We start from the raw sequence: 16,798 nt of genomic DNA, 5'->3' as shown, positions 1-16,798 counted from the left end.
GCCGGCGCCGCGGATCAGTCGACGGGCAGTTCGCGGCGCAGGAGTTTGCCGGTGGGGTTGCGGGGGAGCTCGTCGAGGAAGACGACGTCGCGCGGCACTTTGTAGCGCGCGAGCAGCGCCCTCACGTAGTCGCGGATCTCCTGCGGGTCGCGGGCCGCGCCCTCGGCCGGGACGATGAAGGCGCGCAGCCGGGTGCCGAACTCGGGGTCGTCGACGCCGATCACGGCGGCCTCGATCACGTCGTCGCGCTCGGCCAGGAGGTTCTCGACCTCGAGCGGATAGACGTTCTCCCCGCCGGAAATGATCATGTCGTCGTCGCGGCCGTCGATGAAGAGCAGGCCGTCGTCGTCGAGGTGGCCGCGGTCGCCGGTGGACATGAAACCGTCGATGACCTGCTTGTGCCGGCCGTCGGTGTAGCCCTCGAACGGGATGCCGGTGCGCACGAAGACCCGTCCGGTCTCGTGCGGCCGGGTGATCCGGGTGTCGCGGTCGTCGTAGAGCGCGACGTGCACGGTGACCGGCGGTTTGCCGACCGTGCCGGGAGCGCGGCGGGACTCGGCCGGCTGGGCGACCGACGCGACGGCCACCTCCGTGGAGCCGTACACGTTGTAGATGACGTCGCCGAACGTGTCCTGGAAGCGATGGGTGAGGTCCGGCGCGAGGGGTGATCCGGCGACGAAGACCGTGCGGAGCGCCGACACGTCGTACCCGGCAATGATCCCGGGTCCCAGCGAGAGGATCCGGGTGAGCATCGTGGGCACGGCGACCAGCATCGATGCCCGATGGTCGGCGATCGCCCGCAGGATGCGCTCGGGGTCGAAGCGGCGCAACAGGATCGCGTGGTCGGCGAGCGAGAGCCCGACCGTCCACGCGCCGAAGCCGGTGCTGTGGAACAGCGGGGAGGCGACGACGATCGCGCCCCGCCGCGGGAACGGGATGCGGTCCGCGATCAGGGCGCTGGCCAGCGGGGACACCTTGGTACGGGGTGCGCCCTTGGGCAGGCCGGTGGTGCCGCTGGTGAGAATGATGAACCCGGGTGGGCGGTCCGGCATCGGCAGCGGCGTGACCGGGCGACCGGCCATCAGCATGTCGATGGTCTTGTCCGCGGCGCCCTCGTCGGCCCAGGTCAGGTAGCGCGGGACGTCGTCCGGAAGGGCGTCGATCAGGGGCGTGAACTCGCTGTCGTAGAGCACCGCGCGGACGTTCTCGCGGGCGACGACCTCGGCGAACTGTTGCGGCGCGAGCCCGGTGTTCATCAGTGCGAGGCGCAGGTTGGCGCGGGCGGCGGCGCTGATCGTGAGGACCAGGCCGCGGTGGTCGCGGGCGAGCACGCCGATCACCGAGCGTTCCGGGAGGTCCAGGTCCTTGAGCGCGTGGGCGAGGGCGTTGGACTGCTCGTCGAGCTGCCGGTAGTTGAGCGTGCCGCGCTCGTCGGTCAGGGCCGGGGCGTGGGGGTTCTCGGCGGCCGCTTTCATGATCAGAGCGGCCTGCGGGCCCAGTCGCGCGTTGCGGATCGCGGCGCTGACCAGGTGATCGGGGCGCAGCAGGTTGACGATGCCGATCTGGTGCATGCGCAGCACCGCGTGCAGGTTCTCCAGAGCGCTCACGAGCGGGCCTCTCGCAGGTCGAAGTTCGCGTCGCCGAGGACCTCACCGGCGATCTCGGAAAGGTGGTCGAACGCGTCGTCGCCGGTCCAGTCGTGGTGCTCGTCGACGATGCGCTTGGAGAGCCGGACGGCGGTCACCGGATGGGAGGCAATCACCTTCGCAAGATCAATTGCTTGCGCGTACGTCGTACCGGGCGCGACGACCCGGTTGATCAGTCCCAGGTCGTGGAGTCGCCGCGCGCTCATCGGCTCGCCGGTCAGCGCGAGTTCGAGCGCGGTGGCCCGGGGCAGGCTGCGGGCCAGCCGGAGCACCCCGCCGGCCGCGGCGACCAGGCCGCGCTTGACCTCGGGAATGCCGAACACGCTGTCGTCGGCGGCCACGATCAGGTCCGCGGCCAGCGCGAGTTCGCACCCGCCGGCGAGCGCGGCCCCTTCGACGGCGGCGATCAATGGCTTCTCCGGCGGTCGGGCGGTGAGCCCGAGCAGGCCCCGGCCCTCGGTCAGCGGGTATTCGCCGCGCGCGGCGGCTTTCAGGTCCATGCCGGCGCAGAAGATCGGGCCGGTGCCGGTGAGCACCGCGACGCGGGCCTCGGGGTCGGCCTCGAAGGCGTCGATCGCGCGTTCCAGCCGGCGGGCGGTGGCCAGGTCGACGGCGTTGCGGACCTCGGGGCGGTTGAGCCGGATGACGGTGACCGGGCCGTGCCGCTCGACCACCACCGGCGGCTCCCCCGGCGGTGGCAGCGGCGTGTCGTCGAACGGGTCGCCGGCCAGGTCGGCGGGGTCGACGGTGCGGACGGTGCGTGCGCCGTTCTTCAGCAGCTCGGTGACGATGCCGGTGTCCGGGGTGCCGTCGCGCCGGTAGGTGACGGTGTACGCCTCCACGACCCCGGTCTCCCGCGGCTCGGCGGCCACCGGGCGGGCCGGTCCGAGCAGGCGCGGGTTCGCGTCGAGGTCACGGAACCCGGCGCTCGGCGGGCGGGCGGAGAGCACCGTGGCGGCGTGCTTGGTCAGGTACCAGCCGAGCGCGGTCGCCAGCCCGAACTCGTCAGGATCGGACCGCAGGCGCGGTACGAGGTTGGCCACGGCGTGACTCGCGTAGTTGTTGCCCGGTCCACCGGCGAACGTCAGTCCACCGGTCACGGTCAGTTGCCGGTCGAGCGGGATGCCCAGTTCCGTGGCGGCGATCTGCACCGCGGACGGGAAGCATGCGTACAGGTCGAGGTGTTCGATCTCCTCGATCGCCCGCCCGACGTGTCCGAGGACCGCTTCGCCGATCGCGTGGATCGCCGGTGAGGCGGCGAGGTCGGCGCGCTCGGTGACGAACCATTCGTCCTCGGCGTGCGCGCCCGCGTGCACGAAGATCCACCGGTCCTGCGGGATGCCGGCCTCGTGCGCGGCCCGGGCACTGCACACGATCAGGCCGGCGGCCTGGTTGACCTGCAGGTTCGCGGTCAGCAGCTTGGTGTAGGGGGCGCAGACCGGCCGGTTGTCGTCGTCCGCGGTGGCAAGCTCGGCGGCGGTGCGGGGTTGCGGCAACCAGGCGTACGGGTTGGTGGCGGCGACCTCGGAGAACCGGGCCCACAACCGCGTGATCGCGGCCTGGTGCTCCTCGGGGGTGCGGCCCAGCCTGCGGCGGATCGCGGTCTCGATCAGGGCGTACAGATGCAGCGGGGAGGTCAGGCCGGCGGCGGTCTCGGCGTCGTTGTTCGGCTCGCGGTCGGTGCCGAGGACGCGGGTGGGTGCGGTGCCGTCGGGCTGGCGGGGCCAGTCGAGGTGCTTGCCGGAGCGTTCGGTGGCGGCGGCTTCGGCTCCGGCGATCAGCGCGATGCCGGTCTCGCCGCGGGTGATCGCGGCAGCGATGTCGTTGAGCAGCTGGAGTGGGCCGTCGCCGCCGAACAGGCTGGTCTGGACGGTCCGGGTGGGGGTGGCTCCCAGCCGCTGCGCGATCAAGGCGCCGGCGTCGGAGTACTGCCACGAGACGCTGGCGACCCAGCCGACCGTGTCCGCTTCCCTCGTGATGTCCACGGTGGCGTCTTCGGCGGCTCGGCGGAGCGCGCGGACGGCCAGGGACGCCGGGTCACCGTTCTGCGGCTCGGTGGAACGCTCGGTGACCTGACCCGCTCCGACGATCACGGGGGTCCACGGGTCGACCTCCCTGCCCGTACGTACGTGGGTGATTTTCGGGGTTCTCCGGGGTTCTGACGCGGGTCGACCGAGGTCGGCCGCGGCCAGGCGCCGCAGGGAGCTCCGCAACGCGTCGGTCAGGCTGCGGGCGACCATCGAGCCGAGCGGCCCGTCGGTCGGCCCGCCCTGGACGCCGCCGCCGAGGTGGACCACGGTCGTGTCGCCGATGGTGGCGAGTGAGAGGTAGAGGCCGACCTCGATGCCCATCGGGCCGGTGCCGTCGAGCCAGATCGCCTGCCCCGGAGTGAGGCCGGTGACCGTCCAGCGGACCTCGACGGGCGTGTTCATCAGCTTGACGCGCTGGCGGAACCGGGCTCCCGCGGTGAGCCCGGCGGGTGGGCCCGCGGGCCAGCCGGCGTGCATGACCAGCCAGTCCGCCATGGTGGACGCGTCGGTCAGGTAGGCGAAGACGCGCCCGGCGGGCGCCGGGACCGGCACCGACGACGTCCACGGGCGGCGCAACCGGCGCGGCGGCTCCACGGGCGCGGGTGGGGTGACGGGTGTTGCTCGGCGCCGGAAGCGCATCGACACCTCCCAACAGTCTGGCGTGACGGTAAGCCAGTGACGTGCATCACGACAAGACCGAAAACGGTCGGAAAAAATCCTGGGTGGACCTCAGATACAGTCAGGCCGTACGGTAAGTGCGATGAGGCGCACCCAAGCCCAGCGCAGCGAGAGCACGCGAGCCCGCATCCTCGACGCGACCCTGCAGGCCCTGGTCGAGCGGGGTTACGCGGAGACGACCACCGCCGAGGTGCAGGCGCGCGCCGACGTGCCCCGCGGCACCCTGCTGCACCACTTCCCGACCAAGGTCGACCTGCTGGTCGCCTCGGTGCAACACGTCGCCCGGCGACGGCTCGCCGCGCTGGACAGCGAGTTGTCGGCGCTGCCGGCCGGCGCCGACGAACTGGACGCGTTCGTCGACGCGGTCTGGCGCCAGTTCTCGACGCCGCTGTTCTGGGCCGCGCTGGAGCTGTGGAACGCGGCCCGCACCGACCCCGGGCTGCGGGCGGCACTGATGCCGGTGGAGAAGGAGATCTTCGGGGTGCTGCACGAGCGGGCGCAGGCGCTGCTCGGGCCGGACCGGCGCGTGGCGACCGTCGTCCAGATGACCTTCGAGATGATGACCGGCCTGGTCATGACCGGCATCGTCAGCGGTGAACTGGGCCGTCGCGAGTTGTTGATCCGCCGGTGGAAACGGGCGGCCGCGATCCTGCTCGGGCGGCGCGACCCGGACACCCTCGTCGAACGCACGAAGGGACCGTGAGAGATGTACGACGACCCGTTCGAGACCACGGAGCGACAATCGCTGCGGGAGGCGGTGGCTTCCTTCGTACACAGGGAGGTCTTTCCGTTCCTGAACGACTGGGAGAGCGCCGGGGAGATCCCGCGGGAGCTGCACGTCAGCGCGGCCGAGGCCGGGCTCTACGGCGTCGGGTTCCCCGAAGAGGCCGGTGGGGACGGCGGCGACATCGTGGACATGGTGGTCGCGACCGAGGCGTTCATCGAGGCCGGCGGCTCGTCCGGGGCGCACGCGGCGCTGTTCACGCACGGCATCGCGCTCCCCCACATGATCGCCACCGGCGACCCGGACCTGATCGAGCGGTTCGTCCGCCCGGCGCTGTCCGGCGCCAGGATCGGCTCGCTGGGCGTGACCGAACCGGACACCGGGTCCGACGTCGGGTCGCTGCGCACCACCGCGGTCCGCGACGGCGACGAGTACGTGGTCAACGGCGCGAAGATGTTCATCACCTCGGGCACCCGCGCCGACTTCGTGACCACCGCCGTGCGGACCGGCGGGCCGGGCTCGGCCGGGATCAGCCTGATCGCGATCGAGCGCGGGACGCCCGGGTTCACGGTCTCGCGCAAGCTCGACAAGATGGGCTGGCTCTGCTCGGACACCGCGGAACTGTCGTTCGCCGACTGCCGGGTGCCGGCCGCGAACCTGATCGGGGCCGAGAACGGCGGGTTCCCGCTGATCGCCCAGGTCTTCGTGCCGGAACGGATCGTCGCGGCGGTGCACGCGTACTCGGTGGCGCAGCGCTGCCTCGACCTGTCGCTGGAACAGGTGCGGCGGCGGGAGACGTTCGGGCGGCCGCTGATCAGCCGGCAGGTGGTGCGGCACAAACTGGTCGGGATGCGGCAGCGGATCGAACTGGCCCGCACGTACACCCGGCGGGTCGCGGCCCGGCACGCCGCCGGTGAATGGGTGGCCGGCGAGGCGTGCCTGGCCAAGAACGCCGCGGTCGACGCCGCGCGGCACGTCGTCGACGAGGCGGTCCAGTTGCACGGCGGCTCGGGTTACCTGCGCGACTCCGAGGTGGAACGCCACTACCGCGACGTGCGGATCCTGCCGATCGGGGCGGGCGCGACCGAGGTGATGACCGATCTGGCGGCCAAAATTTTCCAGTACGATCACTGACAGCAACCGTATCCAGGGGTAGGTTGCCGCCCCCGCATCGCGCCGGTCGGTGCGGCCGAGTCGTACGTCAGATCGGCGAGCTCGGCGTCGACCTGTTCGCGGGCGGAGCGTTCCACCTCCGCAAGGCCTTGCGAGCACTTCGGGCGCCGTTCCTCGTCGCCCTTCGACCAGGCGGCGAACGGCGGCCGTCCGGGAGGAAAGCCGCACGTTCGGAGGAGACGTCCTCCACATCGGACACGCTAGGGTCGGGCCCGTGACGGCTCGCCCCACCCTCGACTCCGCCCGGCGCCACGTCCTGGCCGCGGCCACGGTCGTCGTGCTGGGCATCGTCTGGTGCGTGCTGCACCTGGGGTCCGGCGCCGGCGTCGAAGCGGTTGCGTACGTCTTCGCCCCGCTCGGCGGCGTCTTCTCCACCGCGGCCGTCGCCCACCTGGTCCGCCGCAGTCCCGGCCTGGATCCGGTCGCCGCCCGGTTCTGGCGAGGCATCCTGGTCGCCGTCACCGTCATCGCGGCCGGATATGCCTGGATGGCCGCCGACATGCTGGCCCACGCCTCGCAGTCGGCCACCCGCAGCATGCCGCCGGCGGCCGCGGCCGTCTCCGCCGCCGGTTTCCTGATCGCGATCTGGTCGCTGGCCCGGGTCCCGGTCGTCACGTCGGGTGCCGCCGAGCGCTGGCGGATGGCGCTGGACCGGACGATCGTGTTCCTCGGCTGCGCGGCGATGCTCTGGTACGCCGGTCTGGCCCCGATGCTGTCCGCCCGTGAACCGTGGAGCCGGCAGGCGATGCTGCTGGTCGGGCTGGGTCTGCTGGTCGCGGCCGGCGCGGCGACGAAGGTGTCGTACATCGCCGGTGGTCCGGTCGACCGGGTGGCGATGCGGTTCGTCGCGGCCGCCGGCGGGCTGCCGTCCGCGGTCTCGGCCGTGCTCGCGGTGCAGTTCGGGGTGGCCGGGAGCATTCCGGCCCAGGCGTGCGTGCTGCCGTTCGCACCGCTGCTGATCACGTTGGGTGTCGCCGCGCAGGTCCGTGCCGATCACGGGTTGCGCCGTGGCCCGGCCCGCCCCGGCACCCTCCTGCCGTACCTGGCGACGGTCCTGGCCGACGTGCCGCTGATCGCGGTGGCGTCCGGCGCGCCGCTGCGCTGGCCGGTACGGGTGGTCCTGATCGCCGCGGTGGTGGTGACCGCTCTGGTCATGGTCCGGCAGTACCTGGCGTACCGGGAGAACGCCCGCCTGCTGCGGACCGCGCAGATCCAGGAAGAGCAATTGAAGTACGAGGTGAGCCACGACAACCTGACCGGGCTCGCCAACCGGGCGTTGTTCCGGGTGCGGCTCGCCGCGGCGCTGACCGGCGGGCCGGTGTCGGTGCTGCTGATCGACCTGGACGACTTCAAGACCGTGAACGATCTGCTCGGTCACGGGGTCGGCGACGATCTGCTGGTGGCGGTGGCACGGTTGCTGCGGGCCGAGGCGGGCGACGACGGCCTGGCCGTGCGGGTGGGCGGCGACGAGTTCGCGGTGCTGATGACCGGCCCCGATCCCGGGGAACTCGCCGCACGGCTGCTGGCCGCCCTGTCGTACCCGATCAGTGATCACCGGCTCCTGGTCCAGGCCAGCATCGGGATCGCCGACGCCGCCCCCGACGCCACCACCGACTCCGTCCTCCGGGACGCCGACGTCGCGTTGTACCTGGCCAAGCAGGGCGGCAAGGCCGGCTCGGTACGGTACGCGGACGGCATGGGCGAACCCGTCCTGGCTCACATGCAACTGGGCGGCGAGTTGCGGCGCGCCCTCGACGACGGCGAGTTCCGGGTCGTCTACCAGCCGATCGTGCGGCTCGACTGCAACCTGGTGATCGGCGTCGAGGCCCTGGTCCGCTGGCATCACCCGGAGCGTGGCGTGGTCAGCCCGGCCGAGTTCATCCCGGTCGCCGAGCGCACCGGCCTGATCGTGCCACTGGGCCGGTTCGTGCTGCGCGAGACGTGCCGGCAGGCGGCGGCCTGGCGGGCCGAGTTCGGGCCGGACGGGCTGGCCGAGACCGGGTTGAACGTCTCGGCCCGGCAGTTGCACGACCCCGATTTCGTGGCCGACGTGGCGCAGGCGCTCGCCGACACCGGCCTGCCCTGCGAGCGTCTGGTCCTGGAGGTGACCGAGTCGGCCGTGCTGCGCGGCCAGCAGGTGTCGCGGGCGTTGTCCGAGCTGGATCGGATGGGCATCCGGCTCGCCCTCGACGATTTCGGCACCGGTGAGTCGTCGCTGAGCCTGTTGCGCGCCTTCCCGGCGTCGATCGTCAAGCTGGACAAGTCGTTCGTCGACGGCATCGAGGTCGACGACGGCCGGCCCGCCGACGCGGACGCCCGCCAGGCCGTGGCCCGCGCGGTGATCCAGCTGGCGAACGCGTTGCGCCTGGACACGGTGGCCGAGGGGATCGAGAGTCCCGAGCAGGTGGCCGCGCTGCTGGAGCTCGGCTACACCCGCGGTCAGGGGTTCTACCTCGGTGAGCCGATGAGCGCGGACGCCGTCTCGGGTCTGCTGGCCCGGCAGCGGCAGACCGCGCCACGGGTGTCCGAAGAGATGGTTGCCTTCCGGAGCCATGAGCGATAGACATTTGTGGTTCTTGGCGGGTTGTCCGAAGAGGATCGTAGGGAGTTCGCGGTGACGGAGTCGAACGACTGGGTGCCGGCGGGAATCGACGTCACCGTGCCGAGCGCCGCGCGGGTGTACGACTACTTCCTCGGCGGCGCGCACAACTTCGCCGTCGACCGGGCGCTCGCCGGGCAGATCGCCTCGATGACGCCGAACATCGGTGAGACGATGCGCTCCAACCGGGTCTTCCTGCGCCGCGCCGTGCGTTACCTGGCCGCGCAGGGTGTCCGCCAGTTCCTCGACATCGGCTCCGGCATCCCCACCGCGGGGAACGTGCACGAGATCGCCCTCGAGGCCGCGCCCGGCGCGCGGGTCGTCTACGTCGACATCGACCCGGTGGCGGTCGAGCACAGCCGCGCGATCCTGGCCGGGGTCGACGGGACCGGGGTGGTCCTGGCCGACATGCGCGACGTGGACCGGGTGCTGGCCGAGGCCGAGAAACTGGGCCTGGACCTGACCGAGCCGGTCGCGGTGCTGCTCGCCGGGGTGCTGCACTTCGTGCCGGACGGTGACGGCCCGCAGGCCCTGGTCGCGGCGCTCGGTGCGGCCGTGGCGCCGGGCAGCTACCTGCTGATCTCGCACGCCACCGCGGACGGCCAGCCGCCGGAGGTGGTCGAGGCGCAGCGCCTGTCCGGGCGCACCGGTACCGAGATCGTGCTGCGCCCGGCCGCGGAGATCACGGCGTACTTCGCCGGCTTCGATCTGGTCGAACCGGGTCTGGTCTTCATCCCGCGGTGGCGGCCGGATCCGAGCGACCCAGTCGACGAGCATCCCGAGCGAGTGGGGGCGTACGCCGGCGTCGGCCGCAAACCGTGACCGAATTCGCCCGTCTCTGGTCGCAGCGGATCGCGTACGAGGGTTTCGTCCCGCTCGACGGCGCCGACCTGGAGGCGCTTCTGAAACGCCTGGCCGTCCGGTTGCCGCACGCGGGTCGTGAGGTCGGCGCGGCCCTGGTCGCCGCTCACCTGACCGACCCGTCCGTGCTGAGCGAGACGATCACCCTGATCGGCAGCCACTTCCACGACCCGATGGCGATCCAGGCCGCGGTCGCCGCCGGGTTCGCACAGGCCCTGCGCGAGACCACGATGGCCGAGCAGGAGCAGCTGACCCGGGCCGTGCTCGACGCGCACGCGGGCGTCGAACGGGCGTTGCGCGACAGCGAGTCCCGGCTGCGGGCGATCTTCGACAACGCCGCGGTCGGCATCGGGGTCAGCACCATGGACGGGCAGATCGTGCGGGTCAACCAGGCCTTCGCCGACCTGCTCGGCTTCACGCACGAGCAGTTGTGCGCGATGACCGTCCCGCAGCTGGGTCACCCTAGTGATCCGCCCGGCATGTGGCGGCTCTACGAGGAGATGATCCGCGGCGAGCGCGACCACGTGCGGCTGGAGAAGGCGTACTTCCGCTGTGACGGCAGCGCGGTCTGGACCGACATGACGTCGTCGCTGATCCGCGACGAGCACGGCGCCCCCGAGCTGACCATGGTGATGCTGCAGGACATCACCGACCGGCGCCGGCTCAAGGACAGCCTGCAGCACCAGGCGACCCACGACCCGCTGACCGGCCTGCCGAACCGGACGATGATCGCCGCGCACCTCGACACGATCTTCGAGCACGCGCGGCGGGTGGGCCTCTGCTACCTGGACCTGGACGGGTTCAAGCGGGTCAACGACACGCTCGGCCACCAGGTCGGTGACGCGCTGCTGGTCGCGGTGGCCGAGCGGCTCACCGGCTGCGCCGACGAGCCGTGCCGGATCGCCGGTCGGATGAGTGGCGACGAGTTCGTGCTCGCCGTCCGCGACCCGTCCGGGCCCGACGAGATGCGTGAGCTCGCCGAACGTGCTTTCACGGCATTGACCCGGCCGTACGAGATTGGCCGCCACCGCCTGCGCGTCTCCGCCAGCATCGGTGTCGTCGACAGCGACGTCGCCGGGACCACGCCGGCCGAGCTGATGAAGGCCGCGGACCTCACCCTCTACACCGCCAAGTCCGAGGGCCGCGCCCGTTACGTCATGTACGACGCGGACCGTAACGCCCGGCAGGCCGCCCGGTACGCCCTGGCCGCGGACATGCCCGACGCGCTGGACCGCGACGAGTTCACCGTCGTCTACCAACCCCTGGTCTCGCTCGCCGACGAACGGTTACGCGGCGTCGAGGCGCTGGTCCGCTGGCAGCATCCCACGCTCGGCCCGCTGTCGCCGGACTCGTTCATCCCGCTCGCCGAGGAGACCGGGGTGATCGTCGCGCTCGGCCGGCACGTGCTGCAGCAGGCGTGCGCGCAGGCCGCCGAGTGGGCCCGCCGGTTCCCCGACAACCCGGTCTTCATGAGCGTGAACGTGACCGTCGCCCAGGCCCGCGAACCGGCCTTCCCGTCCGAGGTCGCCAAGATCCTCGCCGACACCGGCCTCGACCCGCGCCTGCTCGTCCTCGAACTGACCGAGAGCGCGATCATGGACACCGACGGCGCGCCGCTCGCGGCCCTCGACGTGCTCGCGGCCGGCGGCATCCGGATCGCCATCGACGACTTCGGCACCGGCTACTCGAACCTCGCCTACCTGCGCCGCCTCCCGATCCACATTCTGAAACTGGCCGGCCCGTTCGTCGACGGCCTGCGTGATCCCGCGTCGATGGCCACCGCCGACGAGCAGATCGTCGAGACGATCATCCGGCTCGCGCATGTACTCGGCGTCACGGTCACCGCCGAGGCCGTCGAGACGCGCCCGCAGGCCGATCGGCTGCGTCACCTGGGCTGCGACACCGGTCAGGGCTACCTCTTCTCCCGCCCGCTGCCGGCCGCCGCGATGCCTCCGCTGTTGCACAACTCCGGCCCCGCCCTCACCCTCCGCTGATTTTCTTCCCGTACGCCGTGAGCCCGCCCCGGCGCACTCCGGCCCCTCGGCTGGTTCTCGCCGTGGCTACGAGCCACGAATACCCACGGTCAGGGCCGGCCGGGAGAGCGGGCGCGCCGGCTCGGTGACCAACTTGCCTGCCTCGCGGGCTCCGGCGAGCGGGTTCGTTGCTCTGACCGTGGCCACCCGCGGACGCCGCCCTTGCGGGCTGAGCGTTCAGGGGCGCCCCGCGCCCCTGCTCAGACCGGAAGGGTCCCCGCGGGAGCGGCGGAGAAGGACCACAGCGGACGTGGGACATGAAGATCTTGATGGTGGTGTGCCGCGAGGGGTTGCCCGGGAGCGGTCTCTTGTAGGCTCGGCCGGTCATCCACGTCGATGCGAGTCGAGGGACCAGCTACATGAACGACGAGTCCGAGTTCCACGCGGACCGTACGCAGGAGATGCGCCTTCCTGCGGTGGCGCACGCGCAGGCGATGCCGCCGCAGCACGGTGGGGCCGAGGTGATCGAGGCGGCCGCGTATCGCGGGGACACCGTGTTCGAGCGGGAGGTGGTGGAGAAACTTGCCGCCGCCGCGGCGCGGTCCGTGCCCGGGGTGGCGGAGCTGGGCGGGGACGTGGCCCGGTTCTTCAACACGGTGCTGGACAAGGTCGGCCTGGACAAGGTCGGCGACGCGACGCGCGGGGTGTCGGCGAGGGTCGACGGGACCTACGTGGACATCACCGTGGTGCTGTGCCTGCGGGCCGGTGAGGTGGTGTCCGAGGTCACCAGCGAGGTGCGGACGCGGGTGATCGAGGCGGTGGAGAAGTACGGCGTGCACGTCAACAACTGCAAGGTCAAGGTCGACGACATCCTGATGCCGGAGTGATCCAGCAGCAGTTGATCGCGCGCGTCCGGGAGTTGTGCCGGGCAGATGATCGGCTGTCGGCGGCGCTGATGTACGGCTCGTTCGTGACCGGTGAGGCGGACGAGCACAGTGACGTCGAGTTCTGGTTGTTCAGCGACGTCGAGCCGGAGCCGGTCGAGTGGCTGCGCCGGGTCGGGCCGGTCCAGCACGTGGTCGTGAACGAGTTCGGCGCGCATGTGGCCTTCTTCCCGGGCCTGATCCGCGGCGAGTTCCACTTCTGCCGGGATATTTCCGTGGTGGCGACGTGGCCGCACCGGGACGTGGAGATCATCGTCGACCGCACCGGCGCCCTGCGAGCCGCCGTCGACCAGCCACCACCCGAGACGGATGAACACGATCTGGGTGGGCGATTCGCCAACTGGCTCATCCTCACCCACCGTGTCGCCCAGCGCGGCGAACTGCTGAGAGCCGTCGACGCCCTGACCCAGGTCCAACGCCACCTGCTGTGGATGACCCGCCTGGCCCAAGGCCGGGCAGAGCACTGGCTCACCCCGTCCCGAGCTGCCGAAACAGACCTGCCGCAGCCGGTCGTCGACGCCCTGCACCGAGCCACCGCCACCGCCGGCCCCGAGTCGATCACCGCCGCCCTGCGAGCGGCCTGGACTCTCGGGCGGGACTACGCCCATCTACCCCCGGCGCTCACCGCCGAACTGGACGCCGCCCTGCGGTGACGCCGTGCTCTCCCGCACGATCAGGTTCGTGTTCATCTCCACGTGCGTGTCGACCGAGTCGCCGCGGGCCAGCGCGAGCAACGTCCCGGCGGCACGGCCGCCCATGTCGCGCAGCGGCTGCCGGACCGTGGTCAGCGGCGGCGACGCCCACCGCGCACCCGGCAGATCGTCGAACCCGACCACGCTGAGCTGCGCCGGAACGGAGACCCCGGCCCGCCGGGCCGCCTCGTAGACCCCGAGCGCCATGTAGTCGTTGGCCGCGAAGATCGCCGTCGGCGGCTCGGCCCCGGCCAGCAGTCTCCGCGCGGCGTCGTAGCCGGACTGGAAGTAGAAGTTCCCGGCCTCGACGACACCCTCCCCGCCGAGCGCCGCCCGGTAGCCGTCGAGGCGGGCCTGGCTGCCCCGGATCTCCGGATGCCCGGCGATCATCGCGATCCGCCGGTGACCGAGATCCATCAGGTGGCGGGTCGCACTGTAGGCCCCGGCGAAGTTCGTGGTGTCGACCGTCGGCACCTCGCCGGAGACCCGGGACGCCGGGGCGAGCGCCACGACCGGGACGTTGAGGCTGCTCAGCGCGGCCCGCATGGTGCCGGCCGAGCTGCTCGCGGCGAGGATCACCCCGTCGGTGCGACCGAGTCGCAGCCGTCGCAGCAGCTGCTCGGTCGCGTCCGGGCCGCCGGTGAGCGAGGAGACCACCATCGCGACGCCGGCCGCGCTCGCCGTCGCCTCGATGCCCCGGATGTGCTCGGACTCCCAGGCACAGTCGATCTCCGGGAAGATGACGTCGATCAGCCGGATCCCGCCGGGCCGGGTCGGGAGGCGCGCGCGATACCCGTGCTCGCGCAGCAGCTCCTCGACCCGGTCGCGGGTCAGCGCGGAAACACCGTCGCGCCCGTTGAGCACGCGGGACACGGTCGGCACGGACACACCGGCGAGGCGCGCGATGTCGTCCATCGTCACCCTTGACGAAGTCATGATTGACCTTTGTCCATGCCGGGGCGACCCGTCAACCGGAATCACGCGCGCCACCATGGGCGGAACCGGTCAGAACTGGGGGCAGAGCCGCGTCCGTACCACCTTGATGATCTTCGTGGCGTCCGCCGGCTGGGTGCTGAACCGCTGGCTGGCGACGGTCACCCATTCCTTCTCCGGGCGCGCCTTGAGGTCGCGGCACTGGTCCCGGCCGCGGTTGACCAGCGCCTCCGCGTCCTGCGTGGAGACCAGCCCCGGGTCGATGCTCTTGAGATCGGCCAGGTAGGCCCGGGTGGTCGTCGCGTCCGGCTTCGGCGGGAACCCGAGCTGCGCCTCCATGCTGGCCCGCAGGTCGGGCTGCGACGGGACCGCGGCGGAGTTCTGCGCGGCCGGGGCGACCGTCGAACTGGCGCCGCTGGAGCACCCGGTGAGGCAGACGGCGAACGCGGCAACGGCGATGACAAGCTTGCGAGACATGCCCGGCTCAACGATGCCGACGCGCGATCAGGAACGGACGAACCTAGATCAAGATCTCTATGTCCTCGCTTCGTTGTGGTGCGGGCCGTCGCTCCCGCGAACCCTTACGGGCTTCGCAGGGTGATCCGCACCGGCACCGCCACCGGCCCGGGCCCGGCGATATCGACCTCACGCAGCAGGAACGGCCCACCGGCCGGCTCGACGAGCGCCGCCCGGATGCACATCCGTCAACGTCGATGCCGTGGCAGAAATGCTCCGCCGCGGATGAAGCAGACAAGGCGCCCCGAGCGGTCCACTGGTGCCATGTTCGACGACAACGGATCGTTTCTGCTGGCGACACTGGAGTTCTTCATCTTCCTGGCCTGGTTCATGTGTCTCTTCTGGATCTTCGGGGACCTGTTCCGGAGCAAGGACCTCGGTGGTGGGGGAAAGACGCTGTGGTCCGTCTTCCTGATCATCCTTCCGCTCATCGGGATGCTGTCCTACCTGATCGCCCGCGGTAACGGCATGACCGAGCGCTCGATGGCCGCGCAGGTCGACATGCGGGACCGGCAGGAGGCCTACATCCGGTCGGTGGCCACGCCGGCCCGCGGCGACAGCCCAGCCGACCAGATCGCCTCGGCCAAGGGACTGCTGGACTCGGGCGCGATCAACGCGGCGGAGTTCGAGCAGCTCAAGGCGAAGGCGCTGAACTCGGTGCCGGCTTAGTCACTGCCGGGCCGGTCTCGTCCGATCGTCGCTCCGGGCCCGGCTCCTCACTCCCGGTCGAGCCGGAAGCAGTGGAACCGGCCCCGATCGCGGACACCCTTACCGTCCATGACGCCGAGCAGGCTGTTCTCCCCCGCCCCCGGGAAGTGGCCGAGAACAGGCTGCCCGTCGTGGACCGTCGTCGCGGTCGACTCCCCTCGGAACTCGACCGTCCACCGGCTCGCCCCGCCCTTGGCCGTCTCCCCACCGTCGCAGAGGTGGCCGCCGGCGCGGCGGCCTACCGACGAATCAACGAGATCGGCGATCGACTGCTCGGTGTGGCCACGCGCCGATCGCCGCCACGGCATGCCCGCCGTCCCCGGAGCACCACCAGACCGCGGCACCGTCGCGGCCGCGGGCGTGGACACCACGCTCGTGCCCGGGACACACCGGCCACGCCGCCCACAGCATGTGCATCACCGCGTCCTGCGCGTCGTCGGCCACCGCCACCAGCGCGGTGATCGGATCGGCGCCGGCGCTCGGGAACACGCCCTGTCCGGTACCCGAGTACCCGTTCCAGGTCGTCGGGTAGGCGTTGCCGTTGAGGCCGAACTCGTCGTCCCGCACCACGAGCCGGCATTCCTGGCGCAGCCCGGTCGCGATCACGTCCCGGTTCAGCACCCGCATGGCGTCCTCGACGCGCGCCAGCCATTCCGGTTCCTCGGCGAAACCCGGCTGGAAGTCGATCTCCGCGAGCAGCGCCAGGGCGAGCTCGGCCGTCCGGGAGCGGTTCACGCCGTCGAGACTCGACAACGCCAGCTCGGTGGCGACCGGGTCCGTCCGCTTCCATTCCAGCACCGAGGCGGCCAGGTCGAACGCGTCCGCGCAGTTCAGAGAACCTGACCGGGCCGCCACGTAAACGGTCCGGCAGAGGCGGTCGAACTCCTGGTCAACCATCGGTGGTCCGGCGCAGGTAGGACGGGGTGAGGACCAGCACGGCGGTGATCGCGTACGCGAGGGCGCCCTGCAACCCGTACACCCCGGCCGGCCAGAGTCGCCCGCCGGACTGGTGGAGCAGGCGGATCACCACTGCCAGCATCACCGGCCCCAGCAGCGCGGCCACCCACGCCGGCCGGGTGCCGACGAGCCGCAACAGCAGCCAGCCCACCGGTGGCAGCACGAAGATCCAGATGAGAGCCATGTCGGCGACGGCCTCGAGCCCGCCGAATCCGCTCGCCGATTGCCGGTGCAGATCTTTCAGGAAGACGGCGGCGGGGAGCACCATGGCGAACCCGACCGCCGCCGAGCCGAGAGTCCGCAGTAACGACTGCCGCAAGGTCACCCGCCGAGGGTACGACCACCGGGCTTGCACGCTCCCGCA

Annotated in this window: 15 protein-coding genes; 8 read left to right on the top strand and 7 right to left on the bottom strand. The window is 71.6% G+C overall.

The features are described from left to right. Window positions 1-14: 14 nt before the first annotated feature. Window positions 15-1,607 (bottom strand): acyl-CoA synthetase, encoded by a 1,593-nt coding sequence (locus ACH442_RS39735; protein WP_396343295.1) that lies wholly within the window; start codon window positions 1,605-1,607, stop codon window positions 15-17. After that, complete coding sequence (locus ACH442_RS39730; RefSeq protein ID WP_396343294.1) at window positions 1,604-4,315, bottom strand: crotonase/enoyl-CoA hydratase family protein; 2,712 nt, start codon at window positions 4,313-4,315, stop codon at window positions 1,604-1,606. The genes ACH442_RS39735 and ACH442_RS39730 overlap by 4 nt, the downstream gene beginning before the upstream one ends. Window positions 4,316-4,436: 121 nt before the next feature. On the opposite strand from ACH442_RS39730, the gene ACH442_RS39725 reads away from it, so the two are divergent. The 7 genes from ACH442_RS39725 to ACH442_RS39695 all read left to right on the top strand — a co-directional run bounded on the left by ACH442_RS39725 (window position 4,437) and on the right by ACH442_RS39695 (window position 13,281). After that, on the top strand, window positions 4,437-5,057 hold the full coding sequence (locus tag ACH442_RS39725; protein WP_396343293.1) for a TetR/AcrR family transcriptional regulator: 621 nt from the start codon (window positions 4,437-4,439) through the stop codon (window positions 5,055-5,057). Between the two features lie 3 nt (window positions 5,058-5,060). After that, a complete protein-coding gene (locus ACH442_RS39720) occupies window positions 5,061-6,212 on the top strand; it encodes an acyl-CoA dehydrogenase family protein (RefSeq protein ID WP_396343292.1) in 1,152 nt (383 codons plus the stop codon). Between the two features lie 253 nt (window positions 6,213-6,465). Continuing rightward, complete coding sequence (locus ACH442_RS39715) at window positions 6,466-8,814, top strand: putative bifunctional diguanylate cyclase/phosphodiesterase (RefSeq protein WP_396343291.1); 2,349 nt, start codon at window positions 6,466-6,468, stop codon at window positions 8,812-8,814. Window positions 8,815-8,865: 51 nt separating this feature from the next. Beyond that, window positions 8,866-9,672 carry an SAM-dependent methyltransferase gene (locus ACH442_RS39710; RefSeq protein WP_396343290.1) on the top strand — a complete coding sequence of 269 codons (807 nt, stop codon included), beginning with the start codon at window positions 8,866-8,868 and terminating at the stop codon, window positions 9,670-9,672. Continuing rightward, window positions 9,669-11,705 carry a putative bifunctional diguanylate cyclase/phosphodiesterase gene (locus tag ACH442_RS39705; RefSeq protein WP_396343289.1) on the top strand — a complete coding sequence of 679 codons (2,037 nt, stop codon included), beginning with the start codon at window positions 9,669-9,671 and terminating at the stop codon, window positions 11,703-11,705. The genes ACH442_RS39710 and ACH442_RS39705 overlap by 4 nt, the downstream gene beginning before the upstream one ends. A gap of 398 nt (window positions 11,706-12,103) precedes the next feature. Next, window positions 12,104-12,571, top strand: a complete 468-nt coding sequence (locus tag ACH442_RS39700; RefSeq protein WP_396343288.1) for an Asp23/Gls24 family envelope stress response protein — start codon at window positions 12,104-12,106, stop codon at window positions 12,569-12,571. After that, entirely contained in the window at window positions 12,568-13,281 is a 714-nt protein-coding gene (locus ACH442_RS39695; RefSeq protein WP_396343287.1) for a hypothetical protein, read from the top strand. Before ACH442_RS39700 ends, ACH442_RS39695 begins: the two co-directional genes overlap by 4 nt. Here the strand turns inward: ACH442_RS39695 and ACH442_RS39690 are convergent. Then, complete coding sequence (locus ACH442_RS39690) at window positions 13,237-14,256, bottom strand: LacI family DNA-binding transcriptional regulator (protein ID WP_396343286.1); 1,020 nt, start codon at window positions 14,254-14,256, stop codon at window positions 13,237-13,239. The genes ACH442_RS39695 and ACH442_RS39690 overlap by 45 nt on opposite strands. Before the next feature lie 69 nt (window positions 14,257-14,325). Continuing rightward, window positions 14,326-14,730 carry a DUF732 domain-containing protein gene (locus ACH442_RS39685; protein WP_396343285.1) on the bottom strand — a complete coding sequence of 135 codons (405 nt, stop codon included), beginning with the start codon at window positions 14,728-14,730 and terminating at the stop codon, window positions 14,326-14,328. A gap of 303 nt (window positions 14,731-15,033) precedes the next feature. On the opposite strand from ACH442_RS39685, the gene ACH442_RS39680 reads away from it, so the two are divergent. Continuing rightward, window positions 15,034-15,438 (top strand): SHOCT domain-containing protein, encoded by a 405-nt coding sequence (locus ACH442_RS39680; RefSeq protein ID WP_396343284.1) that lies wholly within the window; start codon window positions 15,034-15,036, stop codon window positions 15,436-15,438. A 47-nt stretch (window positions 15,439-15,485) separates the two neighbouring features. Here the strand turns inward: ACH442_RS39680 and ACH442_RS39675 are convergent, their stop codons facing one another. The 3 genes from ACH442_RS39675 to ACH442_RS39665 are packed head-to-tail and all read right to left on the bottom strand — an operon-like array spanning window position 15,486 to window position 16,759. Continuing rightward, entirely contained in the window at window positions 15,486-15,785 is a 300-nt protein-coding gene (locus ACH442_RS39675) for a DUF4334 domain-containing protein (protein WP_396343283.1), read from the bottom strand. Further along, complete coding sequence (locus ACH442_RS39670) at window positions 15,727-16,374, bottom strand: hypothetical protein (RefSeq protein ID WP_396343282.1); 648 nt, start codon at window positions 16,372-16,374, stop codon at window positions 15,727-15,729. The genes ACH442_RS39675 and ACH442_RS39670 overlap by 59 nt, the downstream gene beginning before the upstream one ends. Next, the gene (locus tag ACH442_RS39665; protein ID WP_396343281.1) at window positions 16,367-16,759 is read right to left on the bottom strand and encodes a hypothetical protein; all 393 of its coding nucleotides are present in this window, start codon (window positions 16,757-16,759) and stop codon (window positions 16,367-16,369) included. The genes ACH442_RS39670 and ACH442_RS39665 overlap by 8 nt, the downstream gene beginning before the upstream one ends. Between the last annotated feature and the right edge of the window lie 39 nt (window positions 16,760-16,798).

The organism is Actinoplanes sp. NPDC020271 (assembly GCF_044388125.1).
Taxonomy (GTDB): domain Bacteria; phylum Actinomycetota; class Actinomycetes; order Mycobacteriales; family Micromonosporaceae; genus Actinoplanes.
The sequence above is the reverse complement of the archived record's forward strand: the minus strand, read 5'-3'. Positions and strand labels throughout refer to the sequence as shown.